Annotated in this window: 13 protein-coding genes, 4 tRNA genes and 3 rRNA genes; all 20 read left to right on the forward strand. The window is 56.2% G+C overall.

The features are described 5' to 3' along the window. Positions 1-178: 178 nt before the first annotated feature. The 20 genes from tyrS to rpoC all read left to right on the forward strand — a co-directional run bounded on the left by tyrS (position 179) and on the right by rpoC (position 23,051). On the forward strand, positions 179-1,378 hold the full coding sequence (gene tyrS / locus BUQ73_RS00875) for a tyrosine--tRNA ligase (protein ID WP_079226341.1): 1,200 nt from the start codon (positions 179-181) through the stop codon (positions 1,376-1,378). Positions 1,379-1,950: 572 nt separating this feature from the next. Then, positions 1,951-3,487, forward strand: a 16S ribosomal RNA gene (locus BUQ73_RS00880). A gap of 289 nt (positions 3,488-3,776) precedes the next feature. Then, positions 3,777-6,669: ribosomal RNA gene (locus BUQ73_RS00885) — 23S ribosomal RNA — on the forward strand. Positions 6,670-6,807: 138 nt separating this feature from the next. Then, positions 6,808-6,923: ribosomal RNA gene (gene rrf, locus BUQ73_RS00890) — 5S ribosomal RNA — on the forward strand. Together the 16S, 23S and 5S rRNA genes form the textbook arrangement of a ribosomal RNA operon. Positions 6,924-7,174: 251 nt before the next feature. Next, positions 7,175-8,134, forward strand: coding sequence for a bifunctional biotin--[acetyl-CoA-carboxylase] ligase/biotin operon repressor BirA (birA, locus tag BUQ73_RS00895; protein ID WP_079230460.1), 960 nt, complete (start codon positions 7,175-7,177; stop codon positions 8,132-8,134). Further along, the gene (locus BUQ73_RS00900; protein WP_079226342.1) at positions 8,124-8,873 is read left to right on the forward strand and encodes a pantothenate kinase; all 750 of its coding nucleotides are present in this window, start codon (positions 8,124-8,126) and stop codon (positions 8,871-8,873) included. Before birA ends, BUQ73_RS00900 begins: the two co-directional genes overlap by 11 nt. 7 nt (positions 8,874-8,880) lie before the next feature. Further along, the gene (locus BUQ73_RS00905) at positions 8,881-9,306 is read left to right on the forward strand and encodes a hypothetical protein (protein WP_060486217.1); all 426 of its coding nucleotides are present in this window, start codon (positions 8,881-8,883) and stop codon (positions 9,304-9,306) included. 153 nt (positions 9,307-9,459) lie between these two features. Continuing rightward, positions 9,460-9,543 (forward strand) — tRNA-Tyr (locus BUQ73_RS00910). Between the two features lie 24 nt (positions 9,544-9,567). Continuing rightward, positions 9,568-9,641, forward strand: a tRNA-Gly gene (locus BUQ73_RS00915). 29 nt (positions 9,642-9,670) lie between these two features. Further along, positions 9,671-9,746 (forward strand) — tRNA-Thr (locus tag BUQ73_RS00920). A gap of 79 nt (positions 9,747-9,825) precedes the next feature. Further along, positions 9,826-11,019, forward strand: coding sequence for an elongation factor Tu (gene tuf / locus BUQ73_RS00925; RefSeq protein ID WP_010951775.1), 1,194 nt, complete (start codon positions 9,826-9,828; stop codon positions 11,017-11,019). Between the two features lie 54 nt (positions 11,020-11,073). Continuing rightward, positions 11,074-11,149, forward strand: a tRNA-Trp gene (locus BUQ73_RS00930). A gap of 44 nt (positions 11,150-11,193) precedes the next feature. Next, positions 11,194-11,562: a preprotein translocase subunit SecE gene (gene secE / locus BUQ73_RS00935; protein WP_079226343.1), complete on the forward strand. Its 369-nt coding sequence runs from the start codon at positions 11,194-11,196 to the stop codon at positions 11,560-11,562. Between the two features lie 9 nt (positions 11,563-11,571). Continuing rightward, the gene (gene nusG, locus BUQ73_RS00940) at positions 11,572-12,105 is read left to right on the forward strand and encodes a transcription termination/antitermination protein NusG (RefSeq protein WP_003255501.1); all 534 of its coding nucleotides are present in this window, start codon (positions 11,572-11,574) and stop codon (positions 12,103-12,105) included. Positions 12,106-12,224: 119 nt separating this feature from the next. After that, complete coding sequence (rplK, locus tag BUQ73_RS00945; RefSeq protein WP_003255500.1) at positions 12,225-12,656, forward strand: 50S ribosomal protein L11; 432 nt, start codon at positions 12,225-12,227, stop codon at positions 12,654-12,656. After that, positions 12,656-13,351, forward strand: coding sequence for a 50S ribosomal protein L1 (gene rplA / locus BUQ73_RS00950; protein WP_027919361.1), 696 nt, complete (start codon positions 12,656-12,658; stop codon positions 13,349-13,351). The genes rplK and rplA overlap by 1 nt, the downstream gene beginning before the upstream one ends. A 198-nt stretch (positions 13,352-13,549) precedes the next feature. Beyond that, positions 13,550-14,050 (forward strand): 50S ribosomal protein L10, encoded by a 501-nt coding sequence (rplJ, locus tag BUQ73_RS00955; protein ID WP_016715872.1) that lies wholly within the window; start codon positions 13,550-13,552, stop codon positions 14,048-14,050. Positions 14,051-14,128: 78 nt separating this feature from the next. Then, positions 14,129-14,494: a 50S ribosomal protein L7/L12 gene (gene rplL / locus BUQ73_RS00960; protein ID WP_003255496.1), complete on the forward strand. Its 366-nt coding sequence runs from the start codon at positions 14,129-14,131 to the stop codon at positions 14,492-14,494. Positions 14,495-14,713: 219 nt separating this feature from the next. After that, positions 14,714-18,787, forward strand: a complete 4,074-nt coding sequence (gene rpoB / locus BUQ73_RS00965; RefSeq protein WP_060513245.1) for a DNA-directed RNA polymerase subunit beta — start codon at positions 14,714-14,716, stop codon at positions 18,785-18,787. A 64-nt stretch (positions 18,788-18,851) separates the two neighbouring features. Further along, positions 18,852-23,051 carry a DNA-directed RNA polymerase subunit beta' gene (gene rpoC / locus BUQ73_RS00970; protein WP_079226344.1) on the forward strand — a complete coding sequence of 1,400 codons (4,200 nt, stop codon included), beginning with the start codon at positions 18,852-18,854 and terminating at the stop codon, positions 23,049-23,051. Positions 23,052-23,054 lie beyond the last annotated feature (3 nt).

The raw sequence follows: 23,054 nt of genomic DNA on the forward strand, positions 1-23,054 counted from the left end.
GATGAATGACATGATGAAGATGAAATAACTGTATAAAATATAACCAAATCTACTTTCGCGCAAGGGCGCGTAGACGCCGTGACGCGTCGGTCGGGTCACATTTCATTTCCAAACTTGTAATTGATCGCCGATCTTGTATGGTTGGCTCCCTTTGAATCTGAGCCTTGCGGGTCTGTCTATGAAGTCGGTTGAAGAGCAGCTGGCGCTTATCAAGCGCGGTGCGGAAGAGGTGTTGGTCGAGTCGGAACTGGTCGAGAAGCTCAAGCGCGGCCAGCCTCTGCGTATCAAGGCAGGCTTCGACCCGACTGCACCTGACCTCCACCTGGGGCACACGGTGCTGATCAACAAGCTGCGCCAGTTCCAGGAGTTGGGGCACCAGGTGATCTTCCTGATCGGGGACTTCACCGGCATGATCGGCGATCCGAGTGGCAAGAGCGCCACGCGTCCGCCGCTGACCCGCGAGCAGGTGCTGGAAAATGCCGAGACCTACAAGCAACAGGTATTCAAGATTCTCGATCCGGCAAAGACCGAGGTTGCGTTCAACTCCACCTGGATGGACCAGCTGACGCCGGCCGACTTCATTCGCCTGGCGTCGCAGTACACCGTTGCGCGCATGCTCGAGCGTGACGACTTCGACAAGCGCTATACCACCAACCAGCCAATCGCCATTCACGAGTTCCTCTACCCGCTGGTGCAGGGCTACGACTCCGTGGCGCTGAAGGCTGATGTGGAGTTGGGCGGAACCGACCAGAAGTTCAACCTGCTGATGGGGCGCGAACTGCAGCGCTCCTATGGGCAGGAGGCGCAGAACATCGTGACCATGCCGTTGCTCGAAGGGCTTGATGGCGTGAAGAAGATGTCCAAGTCGTTGGGTAACTATGTCGGTATCCAGGAAGCGCCGGGTGTGATGTACAGCAAGCTGGTGTCGATTCCGGACACCCTGATGTGGCGTTACTTCGAGCTGCTGAGCTTCCGTTCGATGGACGAGATCGAGCAGTTCCGGGCCGACGTTGCCAATGGGGCGAACCCACGCGACATCAAGATCAAGCTGGCCGAGGAGATCGTCGCGCGTTTCCATGGCGAAGAGGCTGCGGCCAATGCTCACCGTGCTGCTGGTAACCGCATGAAGGAGGGCGAGCTGCCGGAAGATCTGCCGGAGATCGAAGTGGCTGCGGCTGAAGATCTGCCGATTGCCGCTGTGCTGAACCGCGCAGGCCTGGTGAAGAACTCGGCGCAGGCGCGTGACCTGCTCAGTGGCGGTGCGGTGAAAGTCGATGGTGCGGTGGTCGACAAGGACTTCATGTTTGTCCTGGGTGCGACCCACGTGTGCCAGGCAGGCAAGAAGTCGTTTGGCCGGGTTACCCTCAAGGCTGAGTGATGTCTTGTTGGTGTAGCTATATATAAGCGGGGAGGCCGACAGGCCTCCCCGCTTTGTTTTTCAGCGATATTGAAGTTTCTTGAAATTAAGGGTTGACGCGCTTTCGAATCCCCTTATAATGCGCCCCACTTCCAGCGACATCGGAACGACAAACTCCTTGGGATTCAATGAGTTAGGTAGTTAAGGTGAGGTTGGAGGCGCTTCGATCGAATGATCGATAGCGGGTGAGATGAAGGTTGACAGCGGTTTTAAACGCTGTATTATTCGCCTCCCGCTACGAGAGATCGCAGCGAGCCAAGTGTTTGAAGCTAAACGAGTTTCTCGCAAAAAACTTCGAAATAAACGCTTGACAGGCTCTGAGGAAAGCGTAGAATGCGCGCCTCGGTTGAGACGAAAAGCTCTTAACCAAACGCTCTTTAACAAATCGAATCAAGCAATTCGTGTGGGTGCTTGTGAGTACGGACTGATAGTCACAAAGATTATCAGCATCACAAGTGGCCATGCGAGAAATCACATAGTCATTTGAGATTGCTGAGCCAAGTTTAGGGTTTCTTAAAAACCCAAGCAGTATTGAACTGAAGAGTTTGATCATGGCTCAGATTGAACGCTGGCGGCAGGCCTAACACATGCAAGTCGAGCGGATGACGGGAGCTTGCTCCTTGATTCAGCGGCGGACGGGTGAGTAATGCCTAGGAATCTGCCTGGTAGTGGGGGACAACGTTTCGAAAGGAACGCTAATACCGCATACGTCCTACGGGAGAAAGCAGGGGACCTTCGGGCCTTGCGCTATCAGATGAGCCTAGGTCGGATTAGCTAGTTGGTGAGGTAATGGCTCACCAAGGCGACGATCCGTAACTGGTCTGAGAGGATGATCAGTCACACTGGAACTGAGACACGGTCCAGACTCCTACGGGAGGCAGCAGTGGGGAATATTGGACAATGGGCGAAAGCCTGATCCAGCCATGCCGCGTGTGTGAAGAAGGTCTTCGGATTGTAAAGCACTTTAAGTTGGGAGGAAGGGCAGTAAGTTAATACCTTGCTGTTTTGACGTTACCGACAGAATAAGCACCGGCTAACTCTGTGCCAGCAGCCGCGGTAATACAGAGGGTGCAAGCGTTAATCGGAATTACTGGGCGTAAAGCGCGCGTAGGTGGTTTGTTAAGTTGGATGTGAAAGCCCCGGGCTCAACCTGGGAACTGCATCCAAAACTGGCAAGCTAGAGTACGGTAGAGGGTGGTGGAATTTCCTGTGTAGCGGTGAAATGCGTAGATATAGGAAGGAACACCAGTGGCGAAGGCGACCACCTGGACTGATACTGACACTGAGGTGCGAAAGCGTGGGGAGCAAACAGGATTAGATACCCTGGTAGTCCACGCCGTAAACGATGTCAACTAGCCGTTGGAATCCTTGAGATTTTAGTGGCGCAGCTAACGCATTAAGTTGACCGCCTGGGGAGTACGGCCGCAAGGTTAAAACTCAAATGAATTGACGGGGGCCCGCACAAGCGGTGGAGCATGTGGTTTAATTCGAAGCAACGCGAAGAACCTTACCAGGCCTTGACATGCAGAGAACTTTCCAGAGATGGATTGGTGCCTTCGGGAACTCTGACACAGGTGCTGCATGGCTGTCGTCAGCTCGTGTCGTGAGATGTTGGGTTAAGTCCCGTAACGAGCGCAACCCTTGTCCTTAGTTACCAGCACGTAATGGTGGGCACTCTAAGGAGACTGCCGGTGACAAACCGGAGGAAGGTGGGGATGACGTCAAGTCATCATGGCCCTTACGGCCTGGGCTACACACGTGCTACAATGGTCGGTACAGAGGGTTGCCAAGCCGCGAGGTGGAGCTAATCTCACAAAACCGATCGTAGTCCGGATCGCAGTCTGCAACTCGACTGCGTGAAGTCGGAATCGCTAGTAATCGCGAATCAGAATGTCGCGGTGAATACGTTCCCGGGCCTTGTACACACCGCCCGTCACACCATGGGAGTGGGTTGCACCAGAAGTAGCTAGTCTAACCTTCGGGAGGACGGTTACCACGGTGTGATTCATGACTGGGGTGAAGTCGTAACAAGGTAGCCGTAGGGGAACCTGCGGCTGGATCACCTCCTTAATCGACGACATCAGCCTGCTGATGAGCTCCCACACGAATTGCTTGATTCATGGTTGAAGAGGCACTTGATCAGAACTCAGAAATGAGCATTCAGGTCGAATGTTGATTTCTGACTTTTGTCAGACCGTTCTTTAAAAATTCGGATATGTGATAGATATAGACTGAACACCAGTTTCACTGCTGGTGGATCAGGCTAAGGTAAAATTTGTGAGTTCTGCTCGAAAGAGCGACGTGCGAATTTTCGGCGAATGTCGTCTTCACAGTATAACCAGATTGCTTGGGGTTATATGGTCAAGTGAAGAAGCGCATACGGTGGATGCCTTGGCAGTCAGAGGCGATGAAAGACGTGGTAGCCTGCGATAAGCTTTGGGGAGTCGGCAAACAGACTGTGATCCAGAGATCTCTGAATGGGGGAACCCACTCAGCATAAGCTGAGTATCTTGTACTGAATACATAGGTGCAAGAGGCGAACCAGGGGAACTGAAACATCTAAGTACCCTGAGGAAAAGAAATCAACCGAGATTCCCTTAGTAGTGGCGAGCGAACGGGGACCAGCCCTTAAGTTGGTTTGAGATTAGTGGAACGCTCTGGAAAGTGCGGCCATAGTGGGTGATAGCCCCGTACACGAAAATCTCTTATCAATGAAATCGAGTAGGACGGAGCACGAGAAACTTTGTCTGAACATGGGGGGACCATCCTCCAAGGCTAAATACTACTGACTGACCGATAGTGAACCAGTACCGTGAGGGAAAGGCGAAAAGAACCCCGGAGAGGGGAGTGAAATAGAACCTGAAACCGTATGCGTACAAGCAGTGGGAGCCTACTTTGTTAGGTGACTGCGTACCTTTTGTATAATGGGTCAGCGACTTATATTCAGTGGCGAGCTTAACCGAATAGGGGAGGCGTAGCGAAAGCGAGTCTTAATAGGGCGTTTAGTCGCTGGGTATAGACCCGAAACCGGGCGATCTATCCATGGGCAGGTTGAAGGTTAGGTAACACTGACTGGAGGACCGAACCGACTACCGTTGAAAAGTTAGCGGATGACCTGTGGATCGGAGTGAAAGGCTAATCAAGCTCGGAGATAGCTGGTTCTCCTCGAAAGCTATTTAGGTAGCGCCTCATGTATCACTGTAGGGGGTAGAGCACTGTTTCGGCTAGGGGGTCATCCCGACTTACCAAACCGATGCAAACTCCGAATACCTACAAGTGCCGAGCATGGGAGACACACGGCGGGTGCTAACGTCCGTCGTGAAAAGGGAAACAACCCAGACCGTCAGCTAAGGTCCCAAAGTCATGGTTAAGTGGGAAACGATGTGGGAAGGCTTAGACAGCTAGGAGGTTGGCTTAGAAGCAGCCACCCTTTAAAGAAAGCGTAATAGCTCACTAGTCGAGTCGGCCTGCGCGGAAGATGTAACGGGGCTCAAACCATGCACCGAAGCTACGGGTATCACCTTTAGGTGATGCGGTAGAGGAGCGTTCTGTAAGCCTGTGAAGGTGAGTTGAGAAGCTTGCTGGAGGTATCAGAAGTGCGAATGCTGACATGAGTAACGACAATGCGAGTGAAAAACTCGCACGCCGAAAGACCAAGGTTTCCTGCGCAACGTTAATCGACGCAGGGTTAGTCGGTCCCTAAGGCGAGGCTGAAAAGCGTAGTCGATGGAAAACAGGTTAATATTCCTGTACTTCCAGTTATTGCGATGGAGGGACGGAGAAGGCTAGGCCAGCTTGGCGTTGGTTGTCCAAGTTTAAGGTGGTAGGCTGAGATCTTAGGCAAATCCGGGATCTTAAGGCCGAGAGCTGATGACGAGTGCTCATTAGAGCGCGAAGTGGTTGATGCCATGCTTCCAAGAAAAGCTCCTAAGCTTCAGATAACTGGGAACCGTACCCCAAACCGACACAGGTGGTTAGGTAGAGAATACCAAGGCGCTTGAGAGAACTCGGGTGAAGGAACTAGGCAAAATGGCACCGTAACTTCGGGAGAAGGTGCGCCGGCGAGGGTTAAGGACTTGCTCCGTAAGCCCATGCCGGTCGAAGATACCAGGCCGCTGCGACTGTTTATTAAAAACACAGCACTCTGCAAACACGAAAGTGGACGTATAGGGTGTGACGCCTGCCCGGTGCCGGAAGGTTAATTGATGGGGTTAGCGCAAGCGAAGCTCTTGATCGAAGCCCCGGTAAACGGCGGCCGTAACTATAACGGTCCTAAGGTAGCGAAATTCCTTGTCGGGTAAGTTCCGACCTGCACGAATGGCGTAACGATGGCGGCGCTGTCTCCACCCGAGACTCAGTGAAATTGAAATCGCTGTGAAGATGCAGTGTATCCGCGGCTAGACGGAAAGACCCCGTGAACCTTTACTATAGCTTTGCACTGGACTTTGAATTTGCTTGTGTAGGATAGGTGGGAGGCTTTGAAGTGGGGACGCCAGTTCTCATGGAGCCATCCTTGAAATACCACCCTGGCAACTTTGAGGTTCTAACTCAGGTCCGTTATCCGGATCGAGGACAGTGTATGGTGGGTAGTTTGACTGGGGCGGTCTCCTCCCAAAGAGTAACGGAGGAGTACGAAGGTGCGCTCAGACCGGTCGGAAATCGGTCGTAGAGTATAAAGGCAAAAGCGCGCTTGACTGCGAGACAAACACGTCGAGCAGGTACGAAAGTAGGTCTTAGTGATCCGGTGGTTCTGTATGGAAGGGCCATCGCTCAACGGATAAAAGGTACTCCGGGGATAACAGGCTGATACCGCCCAAGAGTTCATATCGACGGCGGTGTTTGGCACCTCGATGTCGGCTCATCACATCCTGGGGCTGAAGCCGGTCCCAAGGGTATGGCTGTTCGCCATTTAAAGTGGTACGCGAGCTGGGTTTAGAACGTCGTGAGACAGTTCGGTCCCTATCTGCCGTGGACGTTTGAGATTTGAGAGGGGCTGCTCCTAGTACGAGAGGACCGGAGTGGACGAACCTCTGGTGTTCCGGTTGTCACGCCAGTGGCATTGCCGGGTAGCTATGTTCGGAAGAGATAACCGCTGAAAGCATCTAAGCGGGAAACTTGCCTCAAGATGAGATCTCACTGGAACCTTGAGTTCCCTAAAGGGCCGTCGAAGACTACGACGTTGATAGGTTGGGTGTGTAAGCGCTGTGAGGCGTTGAGCTAACCAATACTAATTGCCCGTGAGGCTTGACCATATAACACCCAAGCAATTTGAGCGTAAGCGCCAAATTGTGGTGGTGAAGATGATACGAACCGAAAGTTCGCAACGAACCACAACATCACATATCCGGATTCGCTGGGCTGTCCATCTGGACATTCTGGCTACAGAATTTCTTGACGACCATAGAGCATTGGAACCACCTGATCCCATCCCGAACTCAGTAGTGAAACGATGCATCGCCGATGGTAGTGTGGGGTTTCCCCATGTGAGAGTAGGTCATCGTCAAGATTCATTTCGCAAAACCTCTATCTGCGCACGCAGGTAGGGGTTTTGTCTTTCCTGGTCGCAACAATCCTGAAGCGCTCATGGCTCCTGTAGGCGCGAGTTCATCCACGAACTTCGACCAAGCCGGTATCATCCGCCGCGTTAGCTGCTTCGCGGGTAAACCCATTCCTACAGGCAGTTACCCGCAGCCCTTTTCCTATGCAAGCCAACGACCCATGGCTATCATGCCAGCCTTATTCCAAGTCGAGACTGGCATGCTGAAGTTGTTGAATCTCCTCAAGGATGGCCGGTTCCATTCCGGAGAGGCCTTGGGGGCAGCCCTCGGGGTAAGTCGCAGCGCCGTTTGGAAGCAGCTGCAACACCTGGAAAGTGAGCTGAACCTCACCATTCATAAAGTCCGTGGGCGTGGCTACCAATTGGCCGCGCCACTGAGCTTACTCGATGAGCAGGCGATCGCTGAGCTTGCAGAGGGCGAGCCATGGCCTGTTTTCATCCACGAAACCATCGATTCAACCAATGCCGAAGGCCTGCGTCTTGCCAGCGAGGGGCAATCGGCTCCATTCCTGGTTCTGGCTGAACGCCAGAGTGCCGGGCGTGGTCGTCGTGGTCGCATGTGGATAAGTCCATTCGCAGAAAACCTCTACTACAGCCTGGTCCTGCGCGTCGATGGCGGCATGCGCCAGCTAGAGGGTCTCAGCCTGGTGGTTGGGTTGGCCGTGATGCGCACGTTGCAGGGCTTTGGTGTCAAGGACGTGGGCTTGAAGTGGCCCAACGATGTCCTGGTCCGAGGGCAGAAGATCACCGGTATTCTGCTGGAGCTTGTGGGCGACCCTGCAGATGTCTGTCATGTTGTCCTTGGCATTGGTATTAATGTGAACATGCAGGTCAATGATCAGGTCGACCAGCAATGGACCTCGATGCGGCGTGAGATCGGTACGACGATAGATCGTAACCGCTTGGTAGCCATGCTCAGCCAGCAGCTGCAGCATGAATTGGCCCGTCATCGGCGCTACGGTTTTGCAGCGTTCCAGGAAGAGTGGGAGCAGGCGCATCTCTGGCAGGGGCGAAATGTGTCTCTCATTGCGGGCACCACCCGTATTGATGGTGTCGTGTTGGGCGTGGATGGCCAGGGCGGATTGCGCCTTGAGGTCGACGGTGTGGAAAAGAGCTTCAGTGGTGGTGAGCTCAGTTTGAGGTTGCGTGATGATTCTTGAGCTCGATTGCGGTAACAGCTTCATTAAATGGCGTGTCATTCACGCTGGCGACGCCACCATTGTTGGTGGTGGGATTGTCGATTCCGATCAGGCGTTGGTTGGCGACGTCGCAGCGCTGGCGTCCTTGCGGCTTACAGGTTGCCGAATTGTCAGTGTACGCAGCGAAGATGAAACCGCTGCCCTCTGTGCGCTCATTGCCGAGGCTTTTGCAGTCGTTGCCCGTGTTGCCGAGCCTGCCGAGGAGATGGCAGGTGTGCGCAATGGTTATGAGGATTACCAGCGCCTGGGTATGGACCGATGGCTGGCAGCCTTGGGTGCCTTTCATCTCGCCAAAGGGGCGTGTCTGGTCATTGACCTGGGTACAGCGGCCAAGGCCGACTTCGTCTCCGCGGACGGCGAGCACTTGGGTGGCTATATCTGCCCTGGTATGCCGTTGATGCGCAGCCAGCTACGTACGCATACCCGTCGTATTCGCTATGACGACGCATCAGCCGAACGTGCTTTGAGCAGTCTTGAGCCAGGGCGTTCCACTGTGGAAGCAGTAGAGCGCGGTTGTGTACTGATGCTGCAGGGCTTTGCCCGTACCCAGCTCGAGCAGGCGCGGGCCTTGTGGGGTGATGACTTCACTGTATTCCTGACGGGTGGGGATGCGCCGCTGGTGCGAGAGGCAGCGCCACAGGCCAGAGTAGTCCCCGACCTGGTATTTGTCGGCCTGGCGATGGCCTGTCCACTGGACTGAGGTGCTTATGCGTTGGTTGTTTCTGCTGCTGCTGGTGCTCAATGTCTTCTATTACGTCTGGCACCAACAGGAAGCCCCGCTGAAGGCGAAGGATGTCGCCCCGTTGTCGTTGTACAAAGGTAACCAGCAAGAGATTCGCCTGCTCAAGGAAACAGGGGCATCCGCACCGGCTCGGCGGCGTGACGAATGCCTGGTGCTGGGTGGCCTGGCTGGTCGCGAGCAGCTCGATGCGTTGCGACAACGCTTGCTGAGCCTGGATATCAATGCTGCGCCGGTGTCAGGCCAACTGCCAGGAGCAGAAGGGCTCTGGCTCAAGATTTCCCCGGAAAGTGAGCGTTTGCTGGACCAAACCGTCCTCGAGACTCTTTCCAACGATTTCAAAGACTTAAAACATAAAATTATTTTCTGCCAGGGTATTGCAACTGGCGAATAGCTTGATAGAATGGCGCCCGCTTCACAGGGAACACCACTTAGGTGGCAGAACTGGAAGCGAGTGTCAAAGCAGCTAAGTTTCAGATTTGATTGAAAAAATTTGAAAAAAAGCTTGACACTAGGACGGCAGACACATAGAATGCCGGCCACATCTGGAGGGATTCCCGAGCGGTCAAAGGGGACGGACTGTAAATCCGTTGCGAGAGCTTCGAAGGTTCGAATCCTTCTCCCTCCACCAGTTTTAGCGAGAGCCGCAAGCTCCGCGGGTATAGTTTAGTGGTAGAACCTCAGCCTTCCAAGCTGATGATGCGGGTTCGATTCCCGCTACCCGCTCCAAGTTTGCAGGATTTTGCGCAAAGTGTTTCGCTCTTGTAGCTCAGTTGGTAGAGCACACCCTTGGTAAGGGTGAGGTCAGCGGTTCAAATCCGCTCAAGAGCTCCATATAAACAAGGCAGATATGAAAATATCTGCCTTTGTTTTATCAGCGTAAGACTATTTTCTTCTGCGGAGGATTGTATCGATGGCTAAGGAAAAGTTTGATCGTTCCCTTCCCCACGTTAACGTCGGCACTATCGGCCACGTTGACCACGGTAAGACCACTCTGACCGCAGCTCTGACTCGCGTCTGCTCCGAAGTTTTCGGTTCGGCAGTCGTTGAGTTCGACAAGATCGACTCGGCTCCGGAAGAAAAAGCGCGCGGTATCACCATCAACACCGCTCACGTCGAGTACAACTCGAACATTCGTCACTACGCTCACGTTGACTGCCCAGGTCACGCTGACTACGTGAAGAACATGATCACCGGTGCTGCCCAGATGGACGGCGCGATTCTGGTTTGCTCGGCCGCCGATGGTCCGATGCCGCAAACCCGTGAGCACATCCTGCTGTCCCGTCAGGTTGGCGTTCCGTACATCGTGGTCTTCCTGAACAAGGCTGACCTGGTAGACGACGCTGAGCTGTTGGAACTGGTCGAGATGGAAGTTCGCGACCTGCTGTCCACCTACGACTTCCCAGGCGACGACACTCCGATCATCATCGGTTCGGCTCGTATGGCTCTGGAAGGCAAAGACGACAACGAAATGGGCACTACCGCTGTCAAGAAGCTGGTAGAAACTCTGGATGCCTACATCCCTGAGCCAGTTCGTGCCATCGACCAGCCATTCCTGATGCCAATCGAAGACGTATTCTCGATCTCGGGTCGTGGTACCGTTGTTACCGGTCGTATCGAGCGTGGTATCGTCCGCGTTCAGGATCCGCTGGAAATCGTTGGTCTGCGTGACACCACCACCACCACCTGCACCGGTGTTGAGATGTTCCGCAAGCTGCTGGACGAAGGCCGTGCTGGCGAGAACTGCGGCGTTCTGCTGCGTGGTACCAAGCGTGACGACGTTGAGCGTGGCCAGGTTCTGGTCAAGCCAGGTTCGGTCAAGCCGCACACCAAGTTCACCGCAGAAGTCTACGTTCTGTCGAAAGAAGAAGGCGGCCGTCACACTCCGTTCTTCAAAGGCTACCGTCCTCAGTTCTACTTCCGTACCACTGACGTGACCGGTAACTGCGAACTGCCGGAAGGCGTTGAAATGGTAATGCCAGGTGACAACATTCAGATGACTGTTACCCTGATCAAGACCATCGCAATGGAAGACGGTCTGCGCTTCGCTATCCGTGAAGGCGGTCGTACCGTCGGCGCCGGCGTCGTAGCAAAAATTATTGAATAAGTAGTTGATTTACTTGATCAGGCCGGTATAATGGCCGGCCTGATACAGCGTTACAGGTCAGTAGCTCAATTGGCAGAGCGACGGTCTCCAAAACCGTAGGTTGGGGGTTCGATTCCCTCCTGACCTGCCATTTCACCTCGGTGTGATGGCTTTCTTCTTACAGGATCCTCCTCGATGACCCCCAAAACTGAAGCCCAAGAATCGCGTTTTGATCTGTTCAAGTGGCTGGCTGTAGTGGCTTTGGTGGTTGTTGCTGTTGTGGGTAATCAATATTACTCCGCCTCCCCGATCCTGTATCGCGTACTTGCACTTCTCGCCCTGGCTGCTGTCGCAGGCTTTGTAGCTCTGCAGACTGCGAAGGGTAAGTCGTTCTTTGCGTTGGCGAAGGAAGCGCGTACCGAGATCCGTAAAGTCGTGTGGCCGACCCGCCAGGAAACCACCCAGACCACGCTGATTGTCGTGGCTGTCGTGCTGGTTATGGCACTGCTGCTGTGGGGTCTTGATTCCCTGCTCGGCTGGGCGGTCTCCCTGATCGTTGGCTAAAGGTGTCCCGTGGCTAAGCGTTGGTATGTTGTGCATGCTTACTCGGGTTACGAGAAGCATGTAATGCGCTCCTTGATCGAGCGCGTGAAGCTGGCTGGCATGGAAGACGGTTTCGGCGAGATCCTGGTCCCGACCGAAGAAGTCGTCGAAATGCGCAACGGCCAGAAGCGCAAAAGTGAGCGTAAATTCTTCCCTGGCTATGTATTGGTCCAGATGGAGATGAATGAAGGGACTTGGCACTTGGTCAAGGATACCCCTCGTGTGATGGGCTTTATCGGCGGCACTGCAGACAAGCCTGCACCGATTACCGATAAAGAAGCTGAAGCTATCCTGCGTCGCGTTGCTGACGGCAGTGATAAGCCGAAGCCGAAGACGCTGTTCGAGCCGGGCGAAGTGGTTCGAGTCATTGATGGTCCGTTCGCTGACTTCAATGGTAGTGTCGAAGAGGTTAACTACGAAAAGAGCCGCTTGCAGGTTGCAGTGCTCATTTTCGGTCGCTCTACTCCGGTGGAGCTCGAGTTCAGCCAGGTCGAAAAGGTCTAGGCGGACGAAGCATCCCATACCCCGCAGCCCTGTGTGCTGCGGGGTTTTGTCGTCACTGGGATAAAACGCAAGTCATCCGGGGAGCCATCTGGCGTTCGTACCCGATTTTGGAGTAGCTCATGGCTAAGAAGATTCAGGCTTACATCAAGCTGCAAGTTAAGGCCGGCCAGGCCAACCCAAGCCCACCCGTTGGTCCAGCACTGGGTCAACACGGTGTGAACATCATGGAGTTCTGCAAGGCCTTCAACGCCCGTACTCAGGGTCAAGAAGCCGGTCTGCCGACTCCAGTCATCATCACTGTCTACAGCGACCGTAGCTTCACCTTCGAGACCAAGAGCACCCCTGCCTCGGTTCTGCTGAAGAAAGCTGCTGGCCTGACCAGTGGTTCGGCTCGCCCGAACACCGTTAAAGTCGGTACCGTTACCCGTGCTCAGCTGGAAGACATCGCCAAAGCTAAACAGGCTGATCTGACTGCCGCTGACCTGGACGCAGCTGTACGCACCATCGCTGGCTCTGCCCGCAGCATGGGCCTGAACGTGGAGGGTGTGTAATGGCTAAGCTGACCAAGCGCCAAAAGGCAATCGCCGAGAAAATCGAAGCAGGCAAGGCCTACAACTTCGAAGAAGCCGCAACTCTGCTCGCTTCGCTGCCGGCTGCCAAATTCGTAGAGTCCTACGACATCGCCGTTAACCTCGGTGTTGACCCGCGTAAATCCGACCAGGTCGTTCGTAGCGCTACCGTGCTGCCACACGGCACTGGCAAGACCGTACGCGTTGCCGTCTTCACCCAGGGTCCAGCTGCTGAGGCCGCTCTGGCTGCCGGCGCTGACCGTGTAGGTATGGACGATCTGGCTGCCGAAATGAAAGGCGGCGACCTGAACTATGACGTCGTCATCGCATCGCCTGATGCCATGCGCGTTGTAGGTCAGTTGGGTCAGGTTCTGGGTCCTCGCGGCCTGATGCCTAACCCGAAAGTTGGTACCGTGACTCCAGACGTAGCCGGCGCTGTCAAAAACGCCAAGGCTGGTCAGGTTCGCTACCGTACCGACAAAAACGGTATCATCCACACCTCCGTTGGCAAAATCGGCTTCGAAGCTGACAAGCTGAAGGAAAACGTTGAAGCCCTGATCGCTGATCTGAAGCGTATCAAGCCGGCTTCTTCGAAAGGTATCTACGTCAAGCGCGTTACCCTGAGCACCACCATGGGCCCAGGTCTGATCATCGATCAGAGCTCGCTGAACGTGTAAGAACATGGTGGCGCGACTTGTCGCGCCACCAGCAAAAATTGGGGTCCCTGCCTGGCGGGGGCTATCCAAGACCGTAGGCGGCGCAAGCCTTAAAACCCCAGCCCACGCAGATGGTGCTCCCGATTCGTTTACCGAATCAGACACCAAAACGACATCCGGCTTCGGCCAGATGAAACGGTAAAAACCAGGAGTAAACCCGTGGCAATTAAACTCGAAGACAAGAAGGCCATCGTCGCTGAAGTCAACGAGGCTGCCAAAGTCGCTCTGTCCGCTGTCGTGGCCGATGCCCGTGGTGTGACTGTAAGCGCAATGACCGGACTCCGTAAAGAGGCCCGCGAAGCTGGCGTATACGTACGTGTCGTACGTAACACCCTGCTCAAGCGCGCTGTTGAAGGCACCGAATTTTCGATCCTCAACGACGCGTTCAAAGGCCCGACCCTGATTGCTTTCTCCAACGAACACCCGGGCGCTGCTGCTCGTCTGTTCAAAGAGTTCGCCAAGGGTCAGGACAAGTTCGAGATCAAGGCAGCTGCGTTTGACGGCAATTTCATTGCAGCGAACCAGATCGACGTGTTGGCTACCCTGCCGACCCGCGACGAAGCTATTGCGAAACTGATGAGCGTGATCCAAGGCGCTACCAGCAAGCTGGCTCGTACTCTGGCAGCCATTCGCGACCAGAAAGAAGCTACCGCTGCCTAAGGCACGCGAAACTCTTTCAAAATCATACGTTTAATTTGATGGCTGCGTAGGCCTTCACCCCAATACAGGATTTAAGTCATGTCTCTGACTAACGAACAAATCATCGAAGCAATCGGCCAGAAAACCGTTCTGGAAGTTGTTGAGCTGATCAAAGCTATGGAAGAAACCTTCGGCGTTACCGCTGCTGTTGCCGCTGCTGGCCCAGCTGCTGCTGCTGCCGTTGTTGAAGAGCAGACCGAGTTCAACGTTGTTCTGGTTGAAGCCGGCGACAAGAAAGTGAACGTGATCAAAGCCGTTCGCGAACTGACCGGTCTGGGCCTGAAAGAAGCCAAAGAGAAAGTCGATGGCGCTCCTCAGGTTGTAGCTGAAGGCGTTTCGAAAGAAGCCGCTGAAGACGCTAAGAAGAAGCTGGAAGAAGCAGGCGCTAAAGTCGAGCTGAAGTAATTTCGACTTTGCGATGCCAGCCTGAGCGTTGAGCGAAAGGCTGATGGCTGGTGGCTTATGCCACCGGCCTTTTTCCGTTATTGGCGGCTGGTCAATCCGGCCCCGATAACACGCTGCAAGACACCCATGTGGGTGCGCAAACCAAGGGGTTTGCACGATTTTCTGGCTGCTCCCGCCGGGAGAAGCCAAACAAGCAGGTGACCAAGCTGGGGAACGCTGATGGCTTACTCATACACTGAGAAAAAACGTATCCGCAAGGACTTTAGCAAGTTGCCGGACGTCATGGATGTGCCATATCTTCTGGCCATCCAGCTGGATTCGTATCGCGAATTCCTGCAAGCGGGAGCATCCAAGGATCAGTTCCGTGACGTCGGCCTGCACGCGGCCTTCAAGTCGGTATTCCCGATCATCAGCTACTCCGGCAATGCTGCCCTGGAGTACGTAGGCTACCGCCTGGGCGATCCCGCCTTCGATGTGAAGGAATGTGTCCTGCGTGGCGTGACCTTCGCGGTCCCACTGCGGGTCAAGGTGCGCCTGATCATCTTCGACAAGGAATCGTCGAACAAAGCGATCAAGGACATCAAAGAGCAAGAAGTCTACATGGGTGAAATCCCCCTGATGACTGAGAACGGTACCTTCGTTATCAACGGTACCGAACGAGTAATCGTTTCCCAGCTGCACCGTTCGCCTGGTGTGTTCTTCGACCACGACCGTGGCAAGACGCACAGCTCCGGCAAGCTGCTGTACTCCGCTCGCATCATCCCTTACCGCGGTTCGTGGCTGGACTTCGAGTTCGACCCGAAAGACTGCGTGTTCGTGCGTATCGACCGTCGCCGCAAACTGCCGGCGTCGGTGCTGCTGCGTGCGCTGGGTTACAGCACGGAAGAAGTGCTCAACACCTTCTACACCACCAACGTGTTCCACATTTCCGGCGAAAAACTCAGCCTGGAACTGGTGCCTCAGCGTCTGCGTGGTGAAGTCGCGGTCATGGACATCCATGACGACAGCGGCAAGGTCATCGTCGAGCAGGGCCGCCGTATTACCGCGCGCCACGTCAATCAGCTCGAGAAGGCCGGTGTCAACCAGTTGGACGTGCCGATGGAATATGTCCTCGGTCGCACCACCGCCAAGGCCATCGTTCACCCGGCCACCGGCGAGATCCTGGCTGAGTGCAACACCGAGCTGACCACCGAGCTGCTGATCAAGATCGCCAAGGCTCAGGTCGTCCGCATCGAGACCCTGTACACCAACGACATCGACTGCGGTCCGTTCATCTCGGATACTCTGAAGATCGACACTACCAGCAACCAGCTGGAAGCCCTGGTCGAGATCTACCGCATGATGCGTCCAGGCGAGCCGCCGACCAAGGATGCTGCCGAGACCCTGTTCAACAACCTGTTCTTCAGCGCCGAGCGTTACGACCTGTCCGCCGTTGGCCGCATGAAGTTCAACCGTCGTATCGGTCGTACCGAGATCGAAGGTTCGGGCGTGCTGAGCAAGGAAGACATCGTCGAGGTTCTGAAGACCCTGGTCGATATCCGTAACGGCAAAGGCATCGTCGACGACATCGACCACCTGGGTAACCGTCGCGTTCGTTGCGTCGGCGAGATGGCCGAGAACCAGTTCCGCGTTGGCCTGGTACGTGTTGAGCGTGCGGTCAAGGAACGTCTGTCGATGGCCGAAAGCGAAGGCCTGATGCCGCAAGACCTGATCAACGCCAAGCCGGTAGCGGCGGCGGTGAAAGAGTTCTTCGGCTCCAGCCAGCTCTCGCAGTTCATGGACCAGAACAACCCGCTCTCCGAGATCACCCACAAGCGCCGCGTCTCTGCACTCGGCCCTGGTGGTCTGACCCGTGAGCGCGCCGGCTTCGAAGTCCGTGACGTACACCCGACCCACTACGGCCGCGTGTGCCCGATCGAGACTCCTGAAGGTCCGAACATCGGTCTGATCAACTCCCTGGCAGCCTATGCCCGCACCAACCAGTACGGCTTCCTCGAAAGCCCGTACCGCGTGGTGAAGGAAGGCGTGGTCAGCGATGACATCGTGTTCCTGTCGGCCATCGAAGAAGCGGATCACGTGATCGCTCAGGCTTCGGCCGCGATGAACGACAAGAAGCAGCTGATCGATGAGCTGGTAGCGGTTCGTCACCTGAACGAATTCACCGTCAAGGCGCCGGAAGACGTCACCCTGATGGACGTTTCGCCGAAGCAGGTTGTTTCCGTTGCGGCGTCGCTGATTCCGTTCCTCGAGCACGACGACGCCAACCGTGCGTTGATGGGTTCGAACATGCAGCGTCAGGCTGTACCAACCCTGCGTGCCGACAAGCCGCTGGTAGGTACCGGCATGGAGCGCAACGTTGCCCGTGACTCCGGCGTCTGCGTTGTTGCTCGCCGCGGTGGTGTGATCGACTCGGTCGACGCCAGCCGTATCGTCGTTCGCGTCAATGACGACGAAGTCGAGACCGGTGAAGCAGGTGTGGATATCTACAACCTGACCAAGTACACCCGTTCGAACCAGAACACCTGCATCAACCAGCGTCCGCTGGTAAGCAAAGGTGACAAGGTTCAGCGCAGCGACATCATGGCCGACGGCCCGTCCACCGACATGGGTGAACTGGCACTGGGTCAGAACATGCGCATCGCGTTCATGGCGTGGAACGGCTTCAACTTCGAAGACTCCATCTGCCTGTCCGAGCGTGTGGTTCAGGAAGACCGCTTCACCACCATCCACATTCAGGAACTGACCTGTGTGGCGCGTGACACCAAGCTTGGCCCAGAGGAAATCACTGCGGACATCCCGAACGTGGGTGAAGCCGCTCTGAACAAGCTGGACGAAGCCGGTATCGTCTACGTAGGTGCAGAAGTCGGTGCAGGTGACATCCTGGTCGGCAAGGTCACGCCAAAAGGCGAAACCCAGCTGACTCCGGAAGAAAAACTGCTCCGCGCAATCTTCGGTGAGAAGGCCAGCGACGTTAAAGACACCTCCCTGCGCGTGCCGACCGGTACCAAAGGTACTGTCATCGACGTACAGGTCTTCACCCGTGATGGCGTAGAGCGCGACAGCCGTGCCCTGTCCATCGAGAAGATGCAGCTGGACGAGATCCGCAAGGACCTCAACGAAGAGTTCCGCATCGTCGAAGGTGCAACCTTCGAGCGTCTGCGTGCTGCCCTGAACGGCCAGGTGGTCGACGGTGGCGCGGGCCTGAAAAAAGGCACCGTGATCACTGACGAAGTGCTGGACGGTCTGGAGCACGGCCAGTGGTTCAAACTGCGCATGGCCGAAGATGCACTGAACGAGCAGCTGGAAAAGGCTCAGCAGTACATCGTCGATCGCCGTCGCCTGCTGGACGACAAGTTCGAAGACAAGAAGCGCAAGCTGCAGCAGGGCGATGACCTGGCTCCAGGCGTACTGAAGATCGTCAAGGTCTACCTGGCAATCCGCCGTCGCATCCAGCCGGGTGACAAGATGGCCGGTCGTCACGGTAACAAGGGTGTCGTCTCGGTAATCATGCCGGTAGAAGACATGCCGCACGACGCCAACGGTACTCCGGTCGACGTCGTACTGAACCCGCTGGGCGTACCTTCGCGTATGAACGTCGGTCAGATCCTTGAAACCCACCTGGGCCTCGCGGCCAAGGGGCTGGGCGAGAAGATCGACCGCATGATCGAAGAGCAGCGTAAAGCCGCTGAACTGCGTACCTTCCTTACCGAGATCTACAACGAGATCGGTGGTCGTCAGGAGAACCTGGAAGAGTTCACCGACGAAGAGATCCTCGCCCTGGCGAACAACCTGAAGAAAGGCGTGCCAATGGCCACCCCAGTCTTCGACGGTGCCAAGGAGCGTGAGATCAAGGCCATGCTGAAACTGGCAGACCTGCCAGAAAGCGGCCAGATGGTGCTGTTCGACGGCCGTACCGGCAACAAGTTCGAGCGTCCTGTGACCGTTGGTTACATGTACATGCTCAAGCTGAACCACTTGGTGGACGACAAGATGCACGCGCGTTCCACTGGTTCCTACAGCCTGGTTACCCAGCAGCCGCTGGGTGGTAAGGCGCAGTTCGGTGGTCAGCGTTTCGGGGAGATGGAAGTGTGGGCGCTGGAAGCATACGGCGCGGCATACACCCTGCAAGAAATGCTCACAGTGAAGTCGGACGACGTGAACGGCCGTACCAAGATGTACAAGAACATCGTGGATGGCGATCACCGTATGGAGCCGGGCATGCCCGAGTCCTTCAACGTGTTGATCAAAGAGATCCGTTCGCTCGGTATCGATATCGATCTGGAAACCGAATAACACGTGACGCGAAGGGGAGTGGGGCAGGTAATGCCCGCTCCCTGCTCCGCCAGGAGGAAAGGCCTTGAAAGACCTACTGAATTTGCTGAAAAACCAGGGTCAAGTCGAAGAGTTCGACGCCATCCGCATCGGTCTGGCGTCGCCTGAAATGATCCGTTCGTGGTCGTTCGGTGAAGTTAAGAAGCCGGAAACCATCAACTACCGTACGTTCAAGCCTGAGCGTGACGGCCTTTTCTGCGCCAAGATCTTTGGCCCAGTCAAGGACTACGAGTGCCTGTGCGGCAAGTACAAGCGCCTCAAGCACCGCGGTGTGATCTGCGAGAAGTGCGGCGTTGAAGTTGCCCTGGCCAAGGTTCGTCGTGAGCGCATGGCGCACATCGAACTGGCCTCGCCGGTTGCCCACATCTGGTTCCTGAAGTCGCTGCCGTCCCGTATCGGCCTGCTGATGGACATGACCCTGCGTGACATCGAGCGCGTGCTCTACTTCGAGAGCTACGTGGTGATCGACCCGGGCATGACCACCCTCGAGAAGGGTCAACTGCTCAACGATGAGCAGTACTTCGAAGCGCTGGAAGAGTTCGGTGACGACTTCGACGCCCGCATGGGTGCCGAGGCTGTCCGCGAGCTGCTGCACGCTATCGACCTGGAGCACGAGATCGGCCGCCTGCGCGAAGAGATTCCGCAGACCAACTCGGAAACCAAGATCAAGAAGCTGTCCAAGCGCCTGAAGCTGATGGAAGCTTTCCAGGGCTCGGGCAACCTGCCTGAGTGGATGGTCCTGACCGTTCTGCCAGTGCTGCCGCCGGACCTGCGTCCGCTGGTTCCGCTGGATGGTGGCCGCTTCGCGACCTCCGACCTGAACGACCTGTATCGTCGGGTGATCAACCGTAACAACCGTCTGAAGCGCCTGCTCGATCTGTCGGCGCCGGACATCATCGTGCGCAACGAAAAGCGCATGCTGCAGGAGGCGGTTGACGCCCTTCTGGACAACGGCCGCCGCGGTCGCGCCATCACTGGCTCGAACAAGCGTCCGCTGAAGTCCCTTGCCGACATGATCAAAGGTAAGCAAGGTCGCTTCCGTCAGAACTTGCTCGGTAAGCGTGTGGACTACTCCGGCCGTTCGGTAATTACCGTAGGCCCGACCCTGCGTCTGCACCAGTGCGGTCTGCCGAAGAAGATGGCTCTCGAGCTGTTCAAGCCGTTCATTTTCGGCAAGCTGGAAATGCGTGGTCTGGCGACCACCATCAAAGCTGCCAAGAAGATGGTCGAGCGCGAGCTGCCAGAGGTGTGGGACGTGCTCGCCGAGGTGATCCGCGAACACCCCGTACTGCTCAACCGTGCGCCGACGCTGCACCGTCTGGGTATCCAGGCCTTTGAACCGGTTCTGATCGAAGGTAAGGCTATCCAGCTGCACCCGCTGGTCTGTGCCGCGTACAACGCCGACTTCGACGGTGACCAGATGGCCGTTCACGTGCCGCTGACCCTGGAAGCCCAGCTCGAAGCGCGCGCGCTGATGATGTCGACCAACAACATCCTGTCGCCAGCCAACGGTGAGCCAATCATCGTTCCGTCGCAGGACGTTGTACTGGGTCTGTACTACATGACCCGTGAAGCCATCAATGCCAAGGGCGAAGGTCGCGTGTTTGCCGACCTGCAGGAAGTCGACCGCGTATTCCGCGCCGGCGAAGCTGCCCTGCACGCGAAAATCAAGGTCCGTATCAACGAGACCGTGAACGATCGCGATGGCAGCGTCACCAAAAACACCCGTATCGTCGACACCACTGTCGGCCGTGCGTTGCTGTTCCAGGTTGTACCGGCAGGCCTGCCGTACGACGTGGTCAACCAGCCAATGAAGAAAAAGGCGATCTCCAAGCTGATCAACCAGTGCTACCGCGTGGTTGGTCTGAAAGAGACCGTCATCTTTGCTGACCAGTTGATGTACACCGGTTTCGCTTACTCCACCATCTCTGGCGTGTCCATTGGTGTGAACGACTTTGTCATCCCTGATGAGAAAGCGCGCATCATCAACAGCGCTACCGATGAAGTGAAGGAAATCGAAAGCCAGTACGCTTCCGGCCTGGTAACCCAGGGCGAGAAGTACAACAAGGTCATCGACTTGTGGTCGAAGGCGAACGACGAAGTGTCCAAGGCGATGATGGCCAACCTCTCGAAAGAGAAGGTCATCGACCGCGAAGGCAACGAAGTCGATCAAGAGTCCTTCAACTCGATGTACATGATGGCTGACTCCGGTGCGCGGGGCTCCGCGGCCCAGATCCGTCAGCTGGCCGGTATGCGTGGCCTGATGGCCAAGCCGGACGGCTCGATCATCGAGACGCCGATCACTGCGAACTTCCGTGAAGGTCTGAGCGTACTCCAGTACTTCATCTCGACTCACGGTGCTCGTAAGGGTCTGGCGGATACCGCACTGAAGACTGCGAACTCCGGTTACCTGACTCGTCGTCTGGTAGACGTTGCCCAGGACTTGGTTGTAACCGAGATCGACTGCGGCACCGACCACGGCCTGCTGATGACGCCGCACATTGAAGGCGGTGACGTTGTAGAGCCGCTGGGTGAGCGTGTACTGGGCCGTGTCATCGCCCGTGACGTGTTCAAGCCAGGCACCGAGGACGTCATCGTTCCGGCCGGTACCCTGGTCGACGAGCAGTGGGTCGAGTTCATCGAGCTGAACAGCATCGACGAAGTGATCGTGCGTTCGCCGATCAACTGCGAAACCCGCTTCGGTATCTGCGCCAAGTGCTACGGTCGCGACCTGGCTCGCGGTCACCAGGTGAACATCGGTGAAGCTGTCGGCGTTATCGCTGCCCAGTCGATCGGTGAGCCGGGCACCCAGCTGACCATGCGTACGTTCCACATCGGTGGTGCTGCAAGCCGTACTTCGGCTGCCGACAGCGTCCAGGTGAAGAACGGCGGTATGGTGCGTCTGCATAACCTCAAGCAGGTCGAGCGTGCCGACGGTAACCTGGTTGCCGTATCGCGTTCGGGCGAGTTGGCCATTGCCGACGAATTCGGTCGTGAGCGTGAGCGTTACAAGCTGCCTTACGGTGCGGTGATTTCGGTCAAGGAAGGTGAGAAGGTCGAAGCTGGCGCCATCGTCGCCAAGTGGGACCCGCACACCCACCCGATCGTTACCGAGCTGAAAGGTACCGTGACCTTCGTGGGCATGGAAGAAAACATCACCATCAAGCGTCAGACGGATGAACTGACCGGCTTGACCAACATTGAAGTACTGGACGTCAAGGATCGCCCTGCCGCAGGCAAGGAAATCCGTCCGGCAATCAAGATGGTCGACGCTGCAGGCAAGGACCTGTACCTGCCAGGTACCGACGTACCGGCACAGTACTTCCTGCCGGCCAACGCCCTCGTCGGTGTGGCTGACGGTGCTCAGATCGGTGTTGGTGACGTTATCGCGCGTATCCCGCAAGAAACGTCCAAGACCCGTGACATCACCGGTGGTCTGCCGCGTGTTGCCGACCTGTTCGAAGCGCGTCGTCCGAAAGAAGCCTCGATTCTGGCTGAAGTCAGCGGCACCATCGCGTTCGGTAAAGAGACCAAGGGCAAGCGTCGTCTGGTCATCACTCCGACCGACGGCAGCGATCCGTACGAAGAGCTGATTCCGAAGTGGCGCCACCTGAACGTCTTCGAAGGCGAACAGGTAAACCGCGGCGAAGTTATCTCCGACGGCCCGAGCGATCCGCACGACATCCTGCGTCTGCTGGGTGTGAGCGCGCTGGCGAAGTACATCGTCAACGAGATCCAGGACGTTTACCGTCTGCAAGGCGTTAAGATCAACGACAAGCACATCGAGACCATCCTGCGTCAGATGCTGCGCAAGGTCGAGATCGCCGAGTCGGGTGATTCCAGCTTCATCAAGGGCGACCAGATGGAACTGACTCAGGTGCTGATGGAAAACGAGCGCCTGGCTGGGGAGGACAAGTTCATCTCCAAGTTCACCCGCGTGCTGTTGGGTATCACCAAGGCCTCGCTGTCGACCGAGTCGTTCATCTCCGCGGCTTCCTTCCAGGAAACCACTCGCGTACTGACCGAAGCGGCTGTAACCGGCAAGCGCGACTACCTGCGCGGCCTGAAAGAGAACGTGGTCGTGGGTCGTCTGATCCCGGCTGGTACTGGTCTGGCCTACCACAGCGAGCGCAAGCGTCGCCGTGATGCCGACAAACCGCTGCGTGTGAGCGCCAGTGAGGTGGAAGCCGCACTGACCGAAGCGCTGAATTCCAGCGGTAACTAAGTA

The sequence above is a fragment of the Pseudomonas putida genome (genome assembly GCF_002025705.1).
GTDB lineage: Bacteria > Pseudomonadota > Gammaproteobacteria > Pseudomonadales > Pseudomonadaceae > Aquipseudomonas > Aquipseudomonas putida_J.